The 17723-nt window shown below is 69.6% G+C and carries 17 protein-coding genes and 1 tRNA gene; 7 read left to right on the plus strand and 11 right to left on the minus strand.

The window, feature by feature from the left end:
- The first annotated feature begins 66 nt into the window (after nucleotides 1-66).
- The 3 genes from ABZS64_RS14165 to ABZS64_RS14175 all read left to right on the plus strand — a co-directional run bounded on the left by ABZS64_RS14165 (nucleotide 67) and on the right by ABZS64_RS14175 (nucleotide 3911).
- Nucleotides 67-783 carry a response regulator transcription factor gene (locus ABZS64_RS14165; RefSeq protein WP_355828015.1) on the plus strand — a complete coding sequence of 239 codons (717 nt, stop codon included), beginning with the start codon at nucleotides 67-69 and terminating at the stop codon, nucleotides 781-783.
- Nucleotides 780-2174: a HAMP domain-containing sensor histidine kinase gene (locus tag ABZS64_RS14170; protein WP_355828017.1), complete on the plus strand. Its 1395-nt coding sequence runs from the start codon at nucleotides 780-782 to the stop codon at nucleotides 2172-2174. The genes ABZS64_RS14165 and ABZS64_RS14170 overlap by 4 nt, the downstream gene beginning before the upstream one ends.
- Nucleotides 2175-2432: 258 nt before the next feature.
- Entirely contained in the window at nucleotides 2433-3911 is a 1479-nt protein-coding gene (locus ABZS64_RS14175; RefSeq protein WP_355828020.1) for a cellulose binding domain-containing protein, read from the plus strand.
- A 64-nt stretch (nucleotides 3912-3975) separates the two neighbouring features.
- On the opposite strand, the gene ABZS64_RS14180 is transcribed toward ABZS64_RS14175, so the two are convergent.
- The gene (locus ABZS64_RS14180; protein WP_355828353.1) at nucleotides 3976-5403 is read right to left on the minus strand and encodes a S41 family peptidase; all 1428 of its coding nucleotides are present in this window, start codon (nucleotides 5401-5403) and stop codon (nucleotides 3976-3978) included.
- A 149-nt stretch (nucleotides 5404-5552) separates the two neighbouring features.
- On the opposite strand from ABZS64_RS14180, the gene ABZS64_RS14185 reads away from it, so the two are divergent.
- Nucleotides 5553-5996, plus strand: coding sequence for a haloacid dehalogenase-like hydrolase (locus tag ABZS64_RS14185; RefSeq protein ID WP_355828023.1), 444 nt, complete (start codon nucleotides 5553-5555; stop codon nucleotides 5994-5996).
- Here ABZS64_RS14185 and ABZS64_RS14190 read toward each other — a convergent pair.
- Both ABZS64_RS14190 and ABZS64_RS14195 read right to left on the minus strand, forming a co-directional pair.
- Nucleotides 5986-6174, minus strand: coding sequence for a DUF397 domain-containing protein (locus ABZS64_RS14190; RefSeq protein WP_355828026.1), 189 nt, complete (start codon nucleotides 6172-6174; stop codon nucleotides 5986-5988). The two genes, ABZS64_RS14185 and ABZS64_RS14190, sit on opposite strands and share 11 nt — an antisense overlap.
- A gap of 11 nt (nucleotides 6175-6185) precedes the next feature.
- A complete protein-coding gene (locus ABZS64_RS14195; RefSeq protein WP_355828028.1) occupies nucleotides 6186-7067 on the minus strand; it encodes a helix-turn-helix transcriptional regulator in 882 nt (293 codons plus the stop codon).
- Between the two features lie 163 nt (nucleotides 7068-7230).
- Between ABZS64_RS14195 and ABZS64_RS14200 the strand changes: the two genes are divergently transcribed.
- Nucleotides 7231-7638, plus strand: a complete 408-nt coding sequence (locus tag ABZS64_RS14200; protein WP_355828031.1) for an ATP-binding protein — start codon at nucleotides 7231-7233, stop codon at nucleotides 7636-7638.
- Nucleotides 7639-7675: 37 nt separating this feature from the next.
- Nucleotides 7676-8611 (plus strand): trypsin-like serine protease, encoded by a 936-nt coding sequence (locus ABZS64_RS14205; protein WP_355828034.1) that lies wholly within the window; start codon nucleotides 7676-7678, stop codon nucleotides 8609-8611.
- A 39-nt stretch (nucleotides 8612-8650) separates the two neighbouring features.
- On the opposite strand, the gene ABZS64_RS14210 is transcribed toward ABZS64_RS14205, so the two are convergent.
- The 4 genes from ABZS64_RS14210 to ABZS64_RS14225 are packed head-to-tail and all read right to left on the minus strand — an operon-like array spanning nucleotide 8651 to nucleotide 13326.
- On the minus strand, nucleotides 8651-10057 hold the full coding sequence (locus ABZS64_RS14210; protein WP_355828356.1) for a GH1 family beta-glucosidase: 1407 nt from the start codon (nucleotides 10055-10057) through the stop codon (nucleotides 8651-8653).
- A gap of 55 nt (nucleotides 10058-10112) precedes the next feature.
- Nucleotides 10113-10979, minus strand: coding sequence for a carbohydrate ABC transporter permease (locus ABZS64_RS14215; RefSeq protein WP_355828037.1), 867 nt, complete (start codon nucleotides 10977-10979; stop codon nucleotides 10113-10115).
- 11 nt (nucleotides 10980-10990) lie between these two features.
- Nucleotides 10991-12007 carry a sugar ABC transporter permease gene (locus ABZS64_RS14220; RefSeq protein ID WP_355828040.1) on the minus strand — a complete coding sequence of 339 codons (1017 nt, stop codon included), beginning with the start codon at nucleotides 12005-12007 and terminating at the stop codon, nucleotides 10991-10993.
- 5 nt (nucleotides 12008-12012) lie between these two features.
- Nucleotides 12013-13326 (minus strand): ABC transporter substrate-binding protein, encoded by a 1314-nt coding sequence (locus tag ABZS64_RS14225; protein WP_355828043.1) that lies wholly within the window; start codon nucleotides 13324-13326, stop codon nucleotides 12013-12015.
- A gap of 225 nt (nucleotides 13327-13551) precedes the next feature.
- Here ABZS64_RS14225 and ABZS64_RS14230 point away from each other — a divergent pair, with 225 nt between their 5' ends.
- Nucleotides 13552-14601, plus strand: coding sequence for a LacI family DNA-binding transcriptional regulator (locus tag ABZS64_RS14230; RefSeq protein WP_355828045.1), 1050 nt, complete (start codon nucleotides 13552-13554; stop codon nucleotides 14599-14601).
- A 58-nt stretch (nucleotides 14602-14659) separates the two neighbouring features.
- Here ABZS64_RS14230 and ABZS64_RS14235 read toward each other — a convergent pair.
- The 4 genes from ABZS64_RS14235 to ABZS64_RS14250 all read right to left on the minus strand — a co-directional run bounded on the left by ABZS64_RS14235 (nucleotide 14660) and on the right by ABZS64_RS14250 (nucleotide 17407).
- Nucleotides 14660-14732, minus strand: a tRNA-His gene (locus ABZS64_RS14235).
- Between the two features lie 146 nt (nucleotides 14733-14878).
- A complete protein-coding gene (gene orn, locus ABZS64_RS14240; protein WP_355828048.1) occupies nucleotides 14879-15481 on the minus strand; it encodes an oligoribonuclease in 603 nt (200 codons plus the stop codon).
- 61 nt (nucleotides 15482-15542) lie between these two features.
- Nucleotides 15543-16760, minus strand: a complete 1218-nt coding sequence (locus ABZS64_RS14245; RefSeq protein WP_355828051.1) for a helix-turn-helix domain-containing protein — start codon at nucleotides 16758-16760, stop codon at nucleotides 15543-15545.
- A 386-nt stretch (nucleotides 16761-17146) separates the two neighbouring features.
- Complete coding sequence (locus tag ABZS64_RS14250; protein ID WP_355828359.1) at nucleotides 17147-17407, minus strand: hypothetical protein; 261 nt, start codon at nucleotides 17405-17407, stop codon at nucleotides 17147-17149.
- Between the last annotated feature and the right edge of the window lie 316 nt (nucleotides 17408-17723).

Raw genomic sequence — 17723 nt, forward strand, 5'->3', positions numbered from 1 at the left:
GCACCACGCGCCCCACGTCTGTCCCAAGGAGGACTGAGCTACTCCGGATGGCGTACGGTGCCGCCCATGGCAAGTGTGCTCGTGGTCGAGGACGACCAGTTCGTGCGCTCCGCCCTCATCCGGCACTTGACCGAGGCCTCCCACACCGTGCGGAGCGTCGGCACGGCCCTGGAGGCGCTGCGCGAGGTGGCCCATTTCCGCTTCGACGTGGTCATCCTCGATCTCGGCCTGCCCGATCTCGACGGGTCCGAGGCGCTGAAGATGCTGCGCGGAATCACCGACGTACCCGTCATCATCGCCACCGCGCGGGACGACGAGACGGAGATCGTCCGGCTGCTCAACGACGGCGCCGACGACTACCTCACCAAGCCCTTCTCGGTGGAGCATCTCTCCGCGCGGATGGCGGCCGTGCTGCGCCGTTCGCGGGCCGCCGCCGGAGAGGCCCCGCCCTCGCGCGTGATCCAGGTCGGCGGGCTCTCCATCGACCCGCTGCGCCGTCAGGCCGAGCTGGACGGGGCGGCACTCGACCTGACCCGCCGCGAGTTCGACCTGCTGGCCTTTCTCGCCGGACGGCCCGGCGTCGTCGTACCGCGCAAGGAACTGCTCGCCGAGGTCTGGCAGCAGAGCTACGGCGACGACCAGACCATCGACGTCCATCTGAGCTGGCTGCGGCGCAAGCTCGGTGAGACCGCGGCAAAGCCCCGCTATCTGCACACCCTCCGAGGTGTCGGAGTGAAGCTCGAACCTCCGACCGGAAACCGGCCGAACGGACACATGCCATGAGATGGGCGCTCGTCAAGGTCTCCCTCGCCGTCACGGTGATGGTCGTGCTCGCCTTCGCGGTACCGCTCGGGATCGTCATCAAGGAGATGGCGAGGGACCGGGCCTTCTCCAACGCCGAGCGGCAGGCCGCCGCCCTCGGCCCGACCCTCTCCATCACCGCGGACCGCGATCCGCTGGAGCGGGCCGTGCTGTCCACCCAGGCCGGTGCGGCCGGGCGGATGGCCGTGCACATACCGGCCTCCGGCGAGCCTGGCAGCCAGCCCGTGAACATCGGCACCCGCCGGGCCGCGCAGAAGGACCTGGCGACCACGCAGCGCCTCGGCCGCGCCTCCATCACCGAGGTCACGGACGGCTCCGCCCTGCTCCAGCCCACCGCCATCAGCACCGGCCAGATCGCCGTCGTCGAGGTCTTCGTCCCCGACGGCGAGGTCTCCAACGGCGTCGACACCGCCTGGCTGGTGCTCGCGGGCGTCGGTCTGGCGCTGGTCGTCGGCTCGGTCGCGGTCGCCGACCGGCTCGGCATACGGATGGTGCAGCCCGCCCAGCGGCTCGCCGGCGCCGCGCACGACCTCGGCGAGGGCAAGCTCGGCGCCCGCGTTCCCGAGGAGGGCCCGACCGAACTGCGCTCCGCCGCGATCGCCTTCAACTCCATGGCCGACCAGGTGGTCCAGCTGCTCGCCAACGAACGCGAACTGGCCGCCGACCTCTCGCACCGGCTGCGTACACCACTGACGGTGCTGCGCCTCAACGCCGCCTCGCTCGGCGAAGGCTCGGTCGCCGAACAGACCAGGTCCGCCGTCGAGCAGCTCGAGCGCGAGGTCGACACGATCATCCGTACCGCGCGCGAGGCCAAGCCGCAGACCGCGGCGACCGGACCCGGCGCGGGCTGCGACGTCTCCGAAGTCGTCCGGGAGCGGATGGACTTCTGGTCGGCGCTGGCGGAGGACGAGGGCCGCAAGGTGCGGGTCGCGGGCGTCGGCCGTCCCGTACGCATCCCGGTCGCCCGCCCCGAACTGGCTGCCGCGCTCGACGCGCTGCTCGGCAATGTCTTCCGGCACACCCCGGAGGGCACCGCCTTCTCGGTCGACGTGCACAACGGCGAGGACGCGGTCATCGTCCTGGTCTCGGACGCGGGACCGGGGATCACCGACCCTGAGGCGGCCATGGCCCGCGGCAACAGCGGGGGCAGGGACGGCTCGACCGGGCTCGGCCTGGACATCGCGCGCAGGGTGGCGGAGTCGACGGGCGGGGACGTACGGATCGGCAGCTCGGTGCTCGGCGGCACGGAGGTACGCATCTGGATCGGCCTCGACCCGCGTGAAGGCGTGGGGCCGGAGCGCCGCCGGGGCCACCGCGGCGGCGTCAAGCGCCGCAAGCGAGCCTCCGCCTGACCGGTCCGTCCGGAGCCGCTTCGCCCGTAGCCGGTCCGTCCGTGGCCGCGGGGTTGCGGGGGGTTGCGAGGCTGCGGGACTGCGGGAGCCTCTCTCAGCCGCCCGCACTGGTCTCTACCATTAATCGCTTCCGATGGCTTCCTTAAGGCCGTCCTAAGAAGTTCAACCCCCGCCCCGAACCGGTCATTTGTCCGTTTCCGTATCGCTAGCGTGCTGCCTCACCACCCCCCACCCCCGTAACGCAGAGGCAGGCACGCAATGGGCAGCAGTACGCACCGGCGCAGGGCGAGCGTCAGGACCAAGGCGGTCGGCGCCGTCGTCGCGGCCGCGGTGATCGGCGGCGCGGCATTCGCCCTCACGGGAACCGCGCAGGCCGCGTCCGTCGGAGCCGCGTACACCAAGACCAGCTCCTGGAGCGGCGGTTACACCGGCCAGTACGTCATCACCAATGACACCGACACGGCGCAGTCGGACTGGACGCTCGAATTCGATCTGCCCACGGGCACCACGATCAGCTCTCTGTGGAACGGTGAGCACACCGTCAACGGCCGGCACGTCACCGTCAAGCCCGCCAGCTGGAACAAGCAGCTCGCGCCCGGCGCCTCGGTCACCGTCGGCTTCGTCACCGCCGCGAGCACCTCGGCGACCGCGGCCGACCCGACCTCCTGTCTCATCAACAAGGTCAAGTGCTCGGTGGACGACGGCGCGACCCCCCAGCCGAGCGGCCGCCCCACCGAGCAGCCCAAGCCGACCCCCACCCCGACGGCGAGCACCACCCCCACCAAGCCGCCGACCTCGACGCCGACGCCCACGCCGACGCCCACCCCCAGCGGCGGCACCGGGGCCGGTGCGGGCTTCGCGCCGTACATCGACACCTCGCTCTACCCGGCGTACGACCTGGTGGACACCGCGACCAAGACCGGGGTCAAGGAGTTCAACCTCGCCTTCATCACCTCCGGCGGCAGCTGCGCCCCCCTCTGGGGCGGTGTCACCGACCTCGGCAACGACCAGGTGGCCTCCCAGATAGGCGCGCTGCGCGCCAAGGGCGGCGATGTCCGCGTCTCCTTCGGCGGTGCCGCGGGCTCCGAGCTGGGTCTGAAGTGCTCCTCCGCCGACGAGCTGGCGAAGGCGTACGGCAAGGTCGTCGACCAGTACAAGCTCACCAAGGTCGACTTCGACATCGAGGGCGCGGCCCTGCCGGACACCGCCGCCAACTCCCGCCGCTCGCAGGCGATCGCGCAGCTCCAGAAGTCCCACCCGGGCCTGGACGTCTCCTTCACCCTGCCGGTGATGCCGGAGGGCCTGACCCAGCCCGGCGTGGACCTGGTCGCCGACGCCAAGAAGAACGGCGTGAAGGTCTCCGCCGTCAACATCATGGCGATGGACTACGGGCCCGCCTACAGCGGTGACATGGGCCAGTACGCGATCCAGGCGGCGACGGCGACCCAGGCGCAGATCAAGGGCGTGCTCGGTCTGTCGGACGCGGCCGCGTGGAAGGCCGTCGCCGTCACCCCGATGATCGGCGTCAATGACGTCGCGGTCGAGATCTTCAAGGTCGACGACGCCACGCAGCTGGTCGACTTCGCGAAGTCGAAGGGCATCGGCTGGCTGGCCATGTGGTCGGGAGCGCGTGACAAGCAGTGCGCGGGCGGCGCGAAGCCGTCCGCGGACGCGACGTGCTCCTCGATCGTCCAGGAGCCGCTGGCCTTCACGAAGGCGTTCGGCGCCTTCAAGTAACCACCAGGCCCCCCACCCGCGCGTCCCGGCCGGACCACCCCCCATCCGGCCGGGGCGCGCCTTTTCATCGCCCTCGGTGGCCGAGCACGGCGACGGCCCGGTCGAAGGCCGAGTCCCTGTTCTTCGCGAACTCCTCGTCGGTGAAGACCGGTTCCCGCAGGTGGGGCGGGATGCCCGGGCCGTCGAAGGTGGTGCCGGAGCGGGTCAGGAACTCCTCGTTGGGCAGCATGACCTGCCAGCCGCCGGGGAGCTCGCGCTCCATCACGTCCGAGAAGACGCCCTGCGTGTTCTCCCCGATCCTGACCGTCCGGCCGGGCCGCCCGATGAGCGCCTGGGTGAAGGTCTCTCCGGCACTGATGGTCGAGCCGCCGGTCAGCACGGCGATCGGGCCGGTGTAGCGAGGGCGGCCGGCGGCGGGCTGTACGTACTGCGGCTGCGGGCGCGTGAACCGCGTCGGATCGGCGGGGTCGTTACGCGCCCGCTTGGCGTAGGCGAAGTACGGACGGTCGGTGAGGCGTCCGGCGAGCTGAAGTCCCAGCGAGTCCGAGCCGCCGCCGTTGATCCGCAGATCGATGATCAGGCCCTTCAGCCGGGCGGTGGTCGCCGGCGTGAGGATCGCGTCCAGGGTCTTGTCGAGTACGGCGCTGTTGGCCTCGAAGTCCTCAGCCTCGGTGTAGCCGCCGAAGCCGGAGATCCGGATGTAGCCCTGGTCGCCGGGGAGTTCGGCGTAGCTGATCCGGCCGCCCGCGAACTGCCGGAGCTTGCCGCCCTTCAGATCGCGCTTCTCGATGTACGAGGTGACCTTGGCGTCCAGCTCCTCGTCCGGCATCACCGTGCCCGGCCGGACCGTGCCGTAGGAACCCGTCGTGCCCGCGAGCACGGCGACGTGCGCGTCGTGCAGCGGCGAGACCATCTCCCGGAAGACCGCGAAGAGTTCGGCGTCGGTCGTGTGCGCGTCGATCCGGGGGCGGTAGCGGTCCCGTACGGCGTGCCAGTCGATTCCCTTGGCAGAGAAGAAGGGGTAGTTCTCCTCGAAGGACTGCCAGAAGACGTCGAAGGCGGCGACCGGGCCGCGGGGCGCCGGTTCGAGGCAGGCGGCGGGCAGCGCGTCGAGGCGCCGCAGACCGCGGTCGCCGGGTGAGCCGTCGATGTGCATCCAGGCCCGGTCCGGGCGGCCGGTGGACCGCACGGTGAAGACAAATCCGTGGTCGTTGGCGTACCGGGCCGCCCCGCCCTGACCACCGGCGCGCTCGGCGGACAGCCCCTTGAAGCAGCTGATGCCGGTGACCTGGTATTCCTGCAACCGGCCCTTGTTCAGCGAGAACACCTCGCCGTAGCCGTCCACCTGCCACACCCCGCTCGGCGGACGCTGCGGCGGCGGTGAATGCGCGCCGGCCGGGGCGAGGGGCAGGGCCACGCTCGCGGTGACCGCGAGCAGCGCGGCCGCCGCGACAGTCCTGCAGATGGTGCCCGATCCACTCCTGAGCTGCATGGTCATGCCTTCCCCGTAAGCCGTCGATCCCGTACCACCACGATCGACGGTGTGGCCCTTCGGGGACATCCCGCTGTCAGGTCACTCCGGGGTGGGGAAAACCCCCGAGACCATTGAGTGATTCATCGCCCCTCTCCGTACTGATGGGCATGAACGACACGGTTGCCCCGATCACTCCTATCACCGCCAAAACCCGACAGGCCCCGCGCAAGGCCGCGTTCTTCGACGTGGGCGGCACGCTGGTGCGGCAGGCACTGTGGAACGAGCCCGGCCTCGCCGCCTATCTGCGCCACGCGGTGGCGGGCGATCTGATGGTGCTGATGTCCAGCTCCCCGCTGCCCGTGGTGGCCCCGCTCGCGGCCCGCCTGGGCGCGGACGAGGTGCTGACCTGCATGCGGGGGCAGGGCAAGGGATACGCGGCGCGCACTCTCATGCGGGAGTACGGCTTCGACCCGGCGGACTGCCATGCGTACGCGGACGAGGCGGCCGACCTCGCCCTGCTGGCCGAGGTCGGCAACCCCGTGGTGGTGGGCGACGATCCGGTGCTGCTGCGTCATGCCCGCCGGGGTACGTGGAAAGTGCTCAGCGACTGAGGTCGCCTGCCTTTATCGCGTCGAGCAGCGCGGCGAGCGTCACCCGGTTGGTGGTGGCGATCTGCGTGGGCCGGTCGCTCTCCCGGAAGTGGATGTCACCGCTGGTAGCGGCCAGTTCGACGCACTCGCCTTCGCCGCCACCACTGAACGAGGACTTCTGCCATGCGAGTTGGGGCATTGGGGTTCCCTTCACAGTGCGTACATCACGTGCTGGATCAAGCTCAGCGAGTCGCGGGACTCATGCGACTCCGGGGCAGACTCGGGGTCGACCGGGGCGAGCGCCAAGCTCGACAGCCTCTCGAACATTTTGGCGTACTCGTCGAGTTGCTCTCCATCCCGCAGGAACAGCGAGTTCATCGGGTGCTCCAGGTAAACGGTGTCCAGCTCGGGTGTTCCGCCCCCGAAGACGGCGAACGACCGGCTGTACGCGGAGTAGACGCCAGCCTCGAACGGGAAGATCCGCAAGGTCACATGGGGGAGGCGGGCCACCTCGATCAGCCGGAGCAATTGTCTGCGCATCACCCTTGGGCCGCCGACTTGCGCATGGAGTGCGGCCTCGTGGATGACAGCGCGGTAGGTGACTGGTTTTTCGCCCGTCAGTACGCGCTGGCGTGTGAGCCGGAACTCGACGTAACGCTCGGCTCGTTGGTGATCCCCCTCAGCCTCGCTGAGCACGGCCCTTGCGTACTCCTCGGTCTGCAGCATGCCCGGAATGAACAGCGGTTCGTGGGTCCGCAGGACTGTGGACCGGGACTCCAGCTCGGCCAGGTCCCGGGCGGTGGGGCCGATCGTGTCGTCGAAGTCGTCCCACCAGCCGTTACCCCGTTCCTGGGCCATCTCCATGATCCCGTCAAACAGGGGACCGTAAGCGCACCCGTACTCCCGCAGCAGCATGTACAGGCGGTTGCGCGAGACATCGATCCGCCCCGCCTCGATGTTGCTGATCCGCGTCCGGTCCGCGTCGAGCAGCGCTCCGGCCCGGTCGCCGGAGAGACCGGCGCTGTTTCTGAGCTTGCGCAGCTCCAGGCCGAGCCGACGCTGGCGCTCGCTGGGGTTGCTCCTCGGTGGCATGTGTGTGACCTCCTGCGATGCAGTCTGCCGAGGCGAACTGCCCTGGTCCACAAGGTCGTTCGTGCATCACCCACACCGGTGACACTCCGCGGAAACGGTTGCAACTGGCACGCACCGTTGCCTACGGTCGAGCTCACCGCACACCCCATCTGGAGGCGCCCGTATGGAGGACCCCCCGACCGGCGACGTGTCGCTGGTCTTTCCGCCCGACCCCTTATGGGTCCGCGCGGCACGTGAGACCGTCCGTACGCTCCTCGCCGCGACCCGGCGGACCGAGCTGATCGACACCGCGACTCTGCTCACCTCCGAGGCGGTGACGAATGCCATCAATGCCTGTGTACTCAAGGGCTGCACCGCCCCCGTGACGCTCTTCGCGGGATGGGCGGACGCCCACCGCCTCCGGATCCTCGTGCACGACGAGGCACCTGGCGTCCCGGCCTGCCAGACACCCGCCGACGAGGACGAGAGCGGTCGCGGCATGCAGCTGATCTCCTACGGCGCGGACGCGTGGGGCGTGTGCACCCATGGCCCGGGCCGGGGCAAGGCAACCTGGTTCGAGCTGCTTCACTGAGTTCCGGAGGCTGATCATCCACCGGAAGGACAGTGTGTTGAGTTCACATCGGATGTCCCTTCTCGCGCTCATTCTCTGCGCGGGAGCCCTCGGAGCGGGCCCTTCCCAGGATCCGGCGGACGAGGCCGAGGAGGAGTACTGGACGGCGGAGCGCATGGCCGATGCCGTGCCGGTCGACTCCGCGCGAGGCGCGTCCCGTATGTGGGCGGCCGCGCCTCCCACGGTCAGGAAGGGGGAGTACTTCGACGGGCTGCCGATGGTGGGCACCTTCTTCTACGACGGCAAGCCGCTCGGCGGCAGAGCGACCTCCTGCACCGGCAGCGTCGTCCACAGCGGCACCAGGGATCTCGTCCTCACCGCCGGTCACTGCGCCAAAGGCCTCAAGCGCGCCACGCACGGCGTCTTCGTACCGCAGTACCGCCATGGAGCATCGGCCGACGACCAGCCCGGCGGCGTCTTCGAGGTGCAGCGGGTCTTCGTCGACCCGAGGTACGAGCAGAACACCAAGAAGCCCGTCTCCGACCTGGACTTCGCCTTTGTGCGCCTCGCCCCCAACGTCAGGGGCAGGCCCGAGGACGTCACCGGGTCGCTCACCTTCACCCGGGCCTCCGGCTATCGTCACAACGCCACCGTGATCGGCTATCCCAGCGGCGAAGGCGTCAACAAGAAGCACCAGGCGCTGCGTTGCGACGTCGCCACCCAACGGCTCACCGGCTTCCGGCAGATGAGGATGACCTGCGGCGGTTTCTACGGAGGAGTCTCCGGCGGTCCCTGGATCACGGACTACGACCCCGCGACCCGCACCGGCAAGGTCATCGGCAACACCGGCGGCTACAACGGCGGCGGCAACGACGAGAACGTCGACTGGATCACCTACTCGCCGCTGTACGCCAAGGACGCCCAGGCCCTGTACGACGACGCCGTGGCGGGCAGGAGCGACGCGGACATCAAGCGCCCTCCGTACCGGCGGTGAACCGCCGGCTCAAGCACCGGCTGACCCACCGGCCCTGAGCTACGCCGGAGGCTCCGGCAGCACCCCCGTCCGCGCCAGCTCCCCGTACCAGTACGCGCTCGACTTGGGCGTACGGGCCAGCGTCTCGTAGTCCACGTACACCGCGCCGAAGCGCTTGCCGTACCCGTACGACCACTCGAAGTTGTCCATCAGCGACCACAGGAAATAGCCGCGCACATCCGCGCCGTCCACGATCGCCTGGCCGACCGCGAGGAGATGGCCGTGCAGATAGCGGATGCGGTCGGGGTCGTGGACCGAGCCGTCGGCGGAGGGCTTGTCGACGTACGCCGCGCCGTTCTCGGTGATCATCAGCGGCAGGCCCGGAGCCTCGCGGGTGTAGTGCAGCAGCAGGTCGTAGAGGCCGGTCGGGTCGATGGACCAGCCCATCTCCGTGAGGTCGCCGGGCGGCTGGTGGAAGGAGACCGCGTCCGCGCCCGGCCAGGGTGAGTGCTCGCTCGCGCCGTGGCCGTCATTGCGCTCGCCGTGATTGTCAGTGGCAGCCGATACAACTGCAGGTGCGTAGTAGTTCAGTCCGAGCGAGTCGAGGGGGTGCTTGATGACTGCGAGATCGTCACCGTGGACGAAGGACCAGTCGGTGAGGCGCGCCGTGTCCGCGAAGAGATCTTCCGGATACGTGCCCTTCAGCATCGGGTCCGCGAAGATCCGGTTCGCGAGCGCGTCGATACGGCGGCGCGCGTCCAGGTCCTGGGGGCTCTGGCTTCTCGCCCTGACCACGCTCGGATTGAGGCTGACGGAGAGCTGGGCGCCGGCGGGGAGCGCCGAGCGCAGCGCCTGGGCGGCCAGACCGTGGCCGAGGTTGAGATGGTGGGCCGCGCGCAGGGCGGCGACCGGGTCGGTGCGGCCGGGGGCGTGGACCCCGGAGCCGTATCCGAGAAAGGCGCTGCACCAGGGCTCGTTGAGGGTGGTCCACATATCCACGCGGTCGCCGAGGGCGTCGGCGACGATGCGGGCATAGTCGGCGAAGCGGTGCGCGGTGTCCCGCTCGGGCCAGCCGCCCGCCGCCTCCAGCTCCTGGGGCAGGTCCCAGTGGTAGAGGGTGAGCACGGGGCGTATGCCGCGCTCCAGCAGATCGTCGACGAGGCCGCGGTAGAAGTCGAGGCCGCGCTGGACGGCGGGGCCGCGTCCGGTGGGCTGCACGCGTGGCCAGGAGACCGAGAAGCGGTACGCGTTGACGCCGAGGCCCGCCATCAGGGCGACGTCCTCGGTGCGGCGGTGGAAGTGGTCGACCGCCCTGTCCCCGGTGTCACCGCCTTCCACCTTGCCCGGCGTACGGCTGAAGGTGTCCCAGATCGACGGCGTGCGGCCGCCTTCCCGCACCGCTCCCTCGATCTGGTACGCGGCGGTGGCGGTGCCCCACAGGAAGGCGGGCGGAAAGGTCATAGGCATGGCGGACATGGGTGTGCTCCCAACATGTGCGTAGGTACGGGGATGTGAGGAGGTGTCAGCCCTTGACGGCGCCCTGCATGATGCCGCCGACGATGTGCTTGCCGAACAGGACGAAGGCGATCAGCAGGGGCAGCGTGCCCAGCAGCGCGCCCGCCATGATCACCGACTGGTCGGGGATGAAGCCCCGGCCGAGCCCGGTCAGCGCGACCTGCACGGTGGGGCTGCCGTTCTGGGTCAGCGCGATGATCGGCCAGAAGAAGTCGTTCCAGGCCATGACGAAGGTCAGCATCCCCAGCACCGCCATCGCGGGCCGCGCGGCGGGGAAAACGACATGCCACACCACACGCCAGCTGCTCGCGCCGTCCACGCGCGCCGCCTCGATCAGCTCGGTGGGCAGCGCCTCCATGAGGTACTGCCGCATGAAGAACACGCCGAAGGCGCTGACCAGGGTCGGCAGGATGACGGACTGCAACTGGTCGGTCCAGGACAGCTCGGCGATCAGCATGTACAGCGGTACGACGCTGAGCTGCGGCGGCACCATCATCGTGCCGATCACCAGCAGGAGCAGGAGGTTCTTGAAGCGGAAGCGGAGTTTGGCGAAGGCGAAGCCGGCGAGCGTCGAGAAGATGACGGTCCCGGTGGCGATCGACCCGGCGACGATCGTGGTGTTGAGCAGGGCGGTGCCCATATTGGCGTCGGTCCAGGCGAACTGGAGATTCTTGAAGAGATTGCCGCCGAACCAGAAGGGCGGGGGAGTCTGCGCGAGCCGGGTGTTGTTGCGGGAGGCGGCGATCGCCGTCCACACCAGCGGGAAGAGGGAGCCGACGGTGAAAATGATCAGTACGGCATAGGTGATCCGCCCGCCGTGCAACTGGCGTCCGGCGCGGCTTCTGGCGGGCTTGGCAGTCAGCAAGGTCGTCATCGTCGTACCCCCTACGCGCTCTTGCTCAGGTGGCGGGCGAGCAGCCAGTTCACCGCGCCGATCAGCAGCAGGATCAGGAACATAGACCAGGCGATCGCGGACGCCCGGCCGAGATGGAGATTCACCCAGCCCTGCTCGTACAGATAGAGCCCGAGCGTCTGGAACTGGTGGTCGGCGCCCCCGGTCGCACCCGCGCTGCCGTTGAACAGCAGCGGCTCGCCGAAGAGCTGGGTCGCACCGATCGTCGAGACCACGCAGGTGAACAGGATCGTGTGCCGCAGCGAGGGGACGGTGACATGGATGAACTGCTGCCACCGCGAGGCGCCGTCCAGCGCGGCCGACTCGTAGAGATCGTTCGGGATGGCCTGCATCGCCGCCAGATAGATCAGCGCGTTGTAGCCCGTCCAGCGCCAGATGACGATGGTGGAGACAGCCAGTTGGGAGGTCCAGGTGCCGTTCTGCCAGTCGATCTTGTCGAAACCGACCAGGCCCAGCGCCCAGTTGATCATTCCGTAGTCGCGCCCGAAGAGGAGCACGAAGACGAGCGTCGCGGCGGCCACCGAAGTGGCGTACGGAGTCAGCGCGGCGACGCGGAAGAACATCGAGCCGCGCAGCCGGTAGTTGAGCAGATGCGCGATGCCCAGCGCGATGAGCAGCTGCGGCACCGTGGAGATCAGCCCGATGGTGACCGTGTTGCGCAGCGCGTTCCAGAAGAACTCGTCCTCAAGGAGCCGGGAGAAGTTCCGCAGCCCCACCCATTCCATGTCGGTGGGCGCGGTGAGCTCCACCCGGTGCAGCGAGGCCCAGCCGGTGTAGAGCAGCGGAAAGAGCCCGAAGGCCAGGAAGAACACGAAGAACGGCGCGACAAAGGCGTACGGACTCCACTTGACGTCCAGCCGGTAGCGGCGGCTGCGCCGGGCCCGCCGGCGCTGGTCGGCCGGCGCCTCGGACCGTGTGCCGGACGACGTGCGCGGGGCCGCGCCCTCCTCCCCCTGGGAGGGCGCGGCGGCCGGTGCGTCACTTGCCATACCGGTCACTGGTCCAGCGCGTTGTCGATCGCCTTCACCGCCGCGTCCCACCCTTCCTTGGAGGACCGGCCCTTCTGGTCGACCTGGAGCATGCCGATGTCTCCCAGGTTCTGCGCGATGATCAGGTCCTTCGGCCCGATGATCTGGACCGGCACACCCTCGGCGGCCTTGGAGAAGATCTCCCCGATGGGCGCGTTGCCGAAGTACGCGTGCTTGGCGCCGGAGACCTCGGGCAGGGAGTACGCGGCCTTGGCGCTCGGGAAGCTGCCGCGCTTGGCGAAGAGCCTCGCCTGCTGCTCGGGTGCGGTCAGCCAGGCGGCGAGCTTGGCCGCCTCCTCCTTGTTCTTGCCCGCGTCCGGGACGGTCAGGAAGGAGCCGCCCCAGTTGCTGGGCTTGGGCGCGGCGGCCACGTCCCACTTGTCCTTGCCCGCGGCCCCGCCCTTGTCCTGGATGTAGCCGAGCATCCAGGCGGGGCAGGAGACGGTGGCGAAGGTGCCGTTGGCGAAGCCCTGGTCCCAGGCCGGCGTGAACTGCTGGAGCTTGCCGGTCAGCCCTTCCGTCGCGAACGAAGCCGCGATGTCCCAGGCCTGCTTCACGGCCGGGTTGGTCTTGTAGACGATCTTGCCGTCCTTGTCGTAGAAGCGGTTCTCGTTGCTGCCGGTGATCGCCGACATCACACCGGTCGCCGAGTCCACGAACGCCGTGCCCTTGGGCGCCTTCGCCTTGAACTGCTGGCCCGCGTCCAGGTACTTGTTCCAGTCGCCCGCCCACAGCTTGCCGACCGCCTCACGATCGGTGGGCAGTCCGGCCTTGGCGAAGAGGTCCTTGCGGTAGCAGATGCCCTGCGGCCCGATGTCGGTGCCGAGCGCAATCGTCTTGCCGTCCTTGGTGGTTGCCTGCGCCCACTTCCAGGGCAGATACGCGTCCTTCTGCACGCCCTCCGTCTTGCCGAGGTCGATCAGCTTGCCCCCCTGAGTGGCAGTGATCTCCGCGATGTTGTTGACCTCGACGGCCTGGATGTCGGCGAGTCCGCTGCCGCTGCCCAGGTGCGTCAGCAGCTGCGGGTAGTAGTTCTCGTTCCGCTCGATCGAGGTCTGCTTGATCTCGATGTTCTTGTGGAGCTTCATGTACTCGTCGTACAGACCGGCCTCCTTGAGGCCGAATGCGCCGAAGACCCCTACAGTGAGCGTGGTCTTGCCCTTGCCACCACCGCCGCCGTTGGAGGCACTGCCTGTGGGTTCGTCGCTGTCCTTGGCACAGCCGGCCAGCAGACCGGCGCCGAGCGCGGCGACGACCGCGAGGATTACTGCCCTGCGCATTGCGTCCTCCTTGTGCCCTGACGTGCCGACCCCCCGGCCAACTGGCGTGCAGCGCCATTACGTTGACGTTCTGCGGCTCGGGCGGGGAACGTGCGGGTTGTGTATGAGTCAGGTACGGTGGGAGCGCTCCCATATGTGATGTGTTGAAGAGTCGCGGCTCACCGAAGGGGTGTCAAGGCACCCGGCACGTTATGTTCTCGGACGGCGAAGCCTGGGGAGGCGGAGATGGTGTCTCGGACAATCCGTACGCGCAGCGGAGGGCGGGGCACGGGCAGGCCGACGCTCGAAGAGGTCGCCGCACGCGCGGGAGTCGGCCGCGGCACGGTCTCCCGCGTGATCAACGGCTCGCCCCGGGTCAGCGAAGCCACCCGCGCCGCCGTCGAGGCGGCCGTCGCCGAACTCGGGTACGTACCCAACCGCGCGGCCCGCGCGCTGGCCGCCAACCGCACCGATGCGATCGCCCTCGTCGTCCCCGAGCCCGAGGACCGGTTCTTCGCCGAGCCGTACTTCTCCGACATGGTCCGCGGTGTCGGCGCGGCACTCGCCGACACCGACATGCAGCTGCTGCTCACGCTCGCCGGCAGCGACCGCGAGCGCCGCCGCCTGGCCCAGTATCTGGCCGCCCACCGCGTCGACGGCGTTCTGCTGGTCTCGGTGCACGCCGACGACCCGATCCCGGACATGCTGGAAGACCTCTCCATCCCGGCCGTCATCAGCGGCCGCCGCTCCGCCCGCGAGACGCTCGCCGCGGTCGACTCCGACAACTTCGAGGGTGCCCGCAGCGCCGTCGCGCATCTGGCCGCCCGTGGTCGCCGCTCGATCGCGACGATCACCGGACGCCTGGACGTGTACGGCGCACAGTGCCGCCTGGACGGCTACCGCGCGGCCCTCGCGGCAGCCGGCCTGCCCCCGGACCCCCGGCTGACGGCCCCGGCGGACTTCACCGAGGAGAGCGGCCGCCGCGCGATGAGGGACCTGCTGGAGCGCTGCCCGGAGCTGGACGCGGTCTTCGCGGCCTCCGACGTGATGGCGGCGGGCGCCCGCCAGGTGCTGCGCGAGGCGGGCCGCCGGATCCCGGACGACGTGGCCCTGGTCGGCTTCGACGACTCGGCGGTGGCGCGGCACATGGATCCGGCGCTGACCAGCGTGCGCCAGCCGATCGAGGAGATGGGCCGCACGATGGCCCGGGTGCTGCTTCAGGAAATTACGGGGCGGGCGACGGAGCGTCCGCAGATCGTGCTCCCGACGGAGCTGGTCGTACGCGACTCCTCGTAGGAACGATCAAGAAACGTCAAGGGCCCCGGTCCGAAGACCGGGGCCCTTGATCGATCAGGGTGAGTAACGGGACTCGAACCCGCGACATCCTGGACCACAACCAGGTGCTCTACCAGCTGAGCTATACCCACCACGACCGGTCTCTTTCCGACCGGCCGAGAAAAAGTGTACAGGGTCGGAGAGGGTGCTCGCGCCCGGGTTTACGGCCCCCTGGCGCGGGCCCTGCTCCGCTCCTGCTCCGGTGCTGATCCGGTGCTGATCCGGTCCCGCTGCGGTCCTACTCCGCGGGCAGGACGTGCTTCGCCGCGATCTTCTTCGCGGTTTCCGAGTCGGGTCCGGGCTGCGGCACGAAGACCGCTTCCCGGTAGTAGCGCAGCTCCGCGATGGATTCGCGGATGTCCGCCAGAGCCCGGTGGTTGCCGTTCTTCTCCGGACTGTTGAAGTACGCCCTCGGGTACCAGCGGCGTGCCAGTTCCTTGACCGAGGAGACATCGACGATCCGGTAGTGGAGGTACTGCTCCACCTTCGGCATGTCACGCAGCAGGAAGCCGCGGTCGGTGCCGACCGAGTTCCCGCACAGCGGGGCCTTGCCGGGCTCCTTGACGTGCTTGCGTACGTACGCCAGAACCTGCTCCTCGGCGGCTGCGAGCGTGGTGCCGCCCGCCAGCTCGTCGAGGAGGCCCGAGGCGGTGTGCATCTGCCGCACCACCTCGGGCATCGTTTCCAGCGCCGCGTCCGGCGGGCGGATCACGATGTCCACCCCTTCGCCGAGCACGTTCAGTTCCGAGTCGGTGACCAGTGCGGCCACCTCGATGAGTGCGTCGTCCGCCAACGAGAGCCCGGTCATCTCGCAGTCGATCCACACCATGCGATCGTTCATGCGTCCTACCTTAGGTCCTGCCCGGCCTGTCAGGCCGGGCAGGACATCGCGTCAGGGCGGCCTAGGGCGCACTCCGCTGGCCCGGCAGGCTCGGACGGCCGTGGCCTGACGCGTACGCGTCGGAAGGAGGCTTTCCGAGCTCCGGTGGAGCGGCCGATGTGGCCGCGGGGCCCGAGGCTCCCGCCGCCGCTGCGGCCCGCCTGGCCTGGGGGCCGGCCTGCGCCGGTACGACGGCCTCCACCACCGCGGCCGGTGCCGGCTCGCTCTGCGGGCGGCGAACCCGGTAGGCGGCCCGGTACGCGGCCGGTGAGGAGCCCAGCTGACGCCGGAAATGGCCACGCAGCGCCACCGGCGAGCGGAAGCCGCAGCGGCCCGCGACCTCGTCGACCGAGTAGTCGGAGGTCTCGAGCAGCCGCTGGGCCTGAAGCACCCGCTGGGTGATCAGCCACTGCAGCGGCGCGCTGCCGGTCAGCGAACGGAATCGCCGGTCGAAGGTGCGCCGGCTCATGTACGCCCGTGCGGCCAGAGTCTCCACGTCGAACTGTTCATGGAGATGTTCCAGCGCCCACGAGACGACCTCGGCCAGCGGGTCCGACCCGATTTCCTCTGGTAAAGACCTGTCCAGATAGCGTTCCTGCCCGCCACTGCGGCGCGGCGGCACGACCAGCCTGCGGGCGAGTGCCCCGGCGGCCTCGGTGCCGTGGTCGGTGCGCACGATGTGGAGGCAGAGGTCGATTCCGGCCGCGGTGCCCGCGGAGGTGAGCACATCGCCGTCGTCGACGAAAAGCTCGCGCGGATCGACATGGACGGATGGGTACCTCTTGGCCAGTGTCGGCGCGTACATCCAGTGGGTCGTGGCCGGGCGGCCGTCCAGCAGACCGGCCGCGGCGAGCACGAACGCACCCGTGCACAGTCCGACGATCCGGGCCCCCTCCTCATGCGCGCGCCGCAGGGCGTCGAGTGCCTCCGGCGGTGGCGGTGACGTGATCGACCGCCAGGCCGGTACGACGACGGTGCCTGCTCTGCCGATGGCCTCAAGGCCGTACGGCGCGGTCAGTTCGAGCCCGCCGGTGGTCCGCAGCGGGCCCTCCTCGCCACCGCAGACGAGCAGTCGATAGCGGGGAACTCCGGCGTCCTGACGGTCAATTCCGAACACCGAGAGCGGGATGGAACTTTCAAAGATGGGGCCACCGCTGAACAGCAGCACCGCGACGACCTCCCGGCGCCGGCGGCCGGAGAGCTTCCGTGCTGCCTCCGGTGCGGCGGAGTCCTGACTCATGACGCTAAGCCCCCCTCGGTGTTCGCGTCTCCCCGTTCGTTTCGGGCCTTTCGCTCCTGCACGTTTCCCCTCGGTTTTGCACGAGTCCCGAGTCTTCGATACTCATGATCGAATCTACTGTGTCCCGTGGCGCCGACGTGACAAGTTCGGAATCCCCCGCTATGTCGACATGGCAACTTGGCGCGAAGCATTCGATCACGAAGCGTTCCACTCGGCGGCCGCGCAGGGAAGTGCGCCTGGCACTCATGGCCCATCCACGTAGGGCGCAAGGGCCGCGAATAGTCCTTTCTTCCCTGGTGGCAAGGGGGTTGGCAGGCCATTTCGCCAAGGGAGAGCCACTGGCGTGAAGTTGGCTGAAATCATACGGGTGCGAGTGTACGAACCCGTCAGTCGCCGGGCGCACTTCCGGCCCCGTGCCGACCGCCCCGGTGCGCCCCGGGAGCAGTCCGCGCGCGGCGGCCGCGCGGCGGCGGCTCGGCCGCGCGGGCCCTGGCCGCACTGCGCTCGGACTGGCGCAGCAGCACCCGGCAGGCGGCCGTCACCGCGGCCAGGCCGAGGGCCGCAGCGGCGGCCCCGCCGACGGACGTGCCGTACACGACCAGCACGACAGGCACGAGCACGCAGCTGAAGGCCGCCCAGCGCACCACGTCGCCGGCCGACTCGGACGAGGGGTGAGGAACGCTTCCCGCGGGCCCGGCGGACGCCTCCTGTGCCCGGCGCGGCGCCCGGCGCCGTCCGTGCTGCGGGGCCGGGGAGGGGGCGGGAGAGGGGACGGAGGCCGGGGCGGACGGTGGTGCGGACACGGAAGCTCCCTGGAGGCGGCGGGGTGACCGAGGTGCCAACGACAAGTGGAGCGGTTCGGTCACCCTGGCGCGTCCCGGGCGGTGCCCAGACGGCTGTAGACACCAAGCGGCATTGCCATCCTGGGCGGGCTCGGGCATGCTCCCTGGAATGCCGTGAGAG

Source organism: Streptomyces sp. NPDC005408 (assembly GCF_040606445.1).
In the GTDB taxonomy this organism is placed as follows: Bacteria; Actinomycetota; Actinomycetes; order Streptomycetales; family Streptomycetaceae; genus Streptomyces.

Bases quoted from the DNA above. Each gene is read 5' to 3' on its own strand.
- ABZS64_RS14165 (WP_355828015.1), top strand. From the start codon at position 67: ATGGCAAGTGTGCTCGTGGTCGAGGACGACCAGTTCGTGCGCTCCGCC.
- ABZS64_RS14170 (WP_355828017.1), top strand. From the start codon at position 780: ATGAGATGGGCGCTCGTCAAGGTCTCCCTCGCCGTCACGGTGATGGTC.
- ABZS64_RS14175 (WP_355828020.1), top strand. From the start codon at position 2,433: ATGGGCAGCAGTACGCACCGGCGCAGGGCGAGCGTCAGGACCAAGGCG.
- ABZS64_RS14180 (WP_355828353.1), bottom strand. From the start codon at position 5,403: ATGCAGCTCAGGAGTGGATCGGGCACCATCTGCAGGACTGTCGCGGCG.
- ABZS64_RS14185 (WP_355828023.1), top strand. From the start codon at position 5,553: ATGAACGACACGGTTGCCCCGATCACTCCTATCACCGCCAAAACCCGA.
- ABZS64_RS14190 (WP_355828026.1), bottom strand. From the start codon at position 6,174: ATGCCCCAACTCGCATGGCAGAAGTCCTCGTTCAGTGGTGGCGGCGAA.
- ABZS64_RS14195 (WP_355828028.1), bottom strand. From the start codon at position 7,067: ATGCCACCGAGGAGCAACCCCAGCGAGCGCCAGCGTCGGCTCGGCCTG.
- ABZS64_RS14200 (WP_355828031.1), top strand. From the start codon at position 7,231: ATGGAGGACCCCCCGACCGGCGACGTGTCGCTGGTCTTTCCGCCCGAC.
- ABZS64_RS14210 (WP_355828356.1), bottom strand. From the start codon at position 10,057: ATGCCTATGACCTTTCCGCCCGCCTTCCTGTGGGGCACCGCCACCGCC.
- ABZS64_RS14215 (WP_355828037.1), bottom strand. From the start codon at position 10,979: ATGACGACCTTGCTGACTGCCAAGCCCGCCAGAAGCCGCGCCGGACGC.
- ABZS64_RS14220 (WP_355828040.1), bottom strand. From the start codon at position 12,007: ATGGCAAGTGACGCACCGGCCGCCGCGCCCTCCCAGGGGGAGGAGGGC.
- ABZS64_RS14225 (WP_355828043.1), bottom strand. From the start codon at position 13,326: ATGCGCAGGGCAGTAATCCTCGCGGTCGTCGCCGCGCTCGGCGCCGGT.
- ABZS64_RS14230 (WP_355828045.1), top strand. From the start codon at position 13,552: ATGGTGTCTCGGACAATCCGTACGCGCAGCGGAGGGCGGGGCACGGGC.
- orn (WP_355828048.1), bottom strand. From the start codon at position 15,481: ATGAACGATCGCATGGTGTGGATCGACTGCGAGATGACCGGGCTCTCG.
- ABZS64_RS14245 (WP_355828051.1), bottom strand. From the start codon at position 16,760: ATGAGTCAGGACTCCGCCGCACCGGAGGCAGCACGGAAGCTCTCCGGC.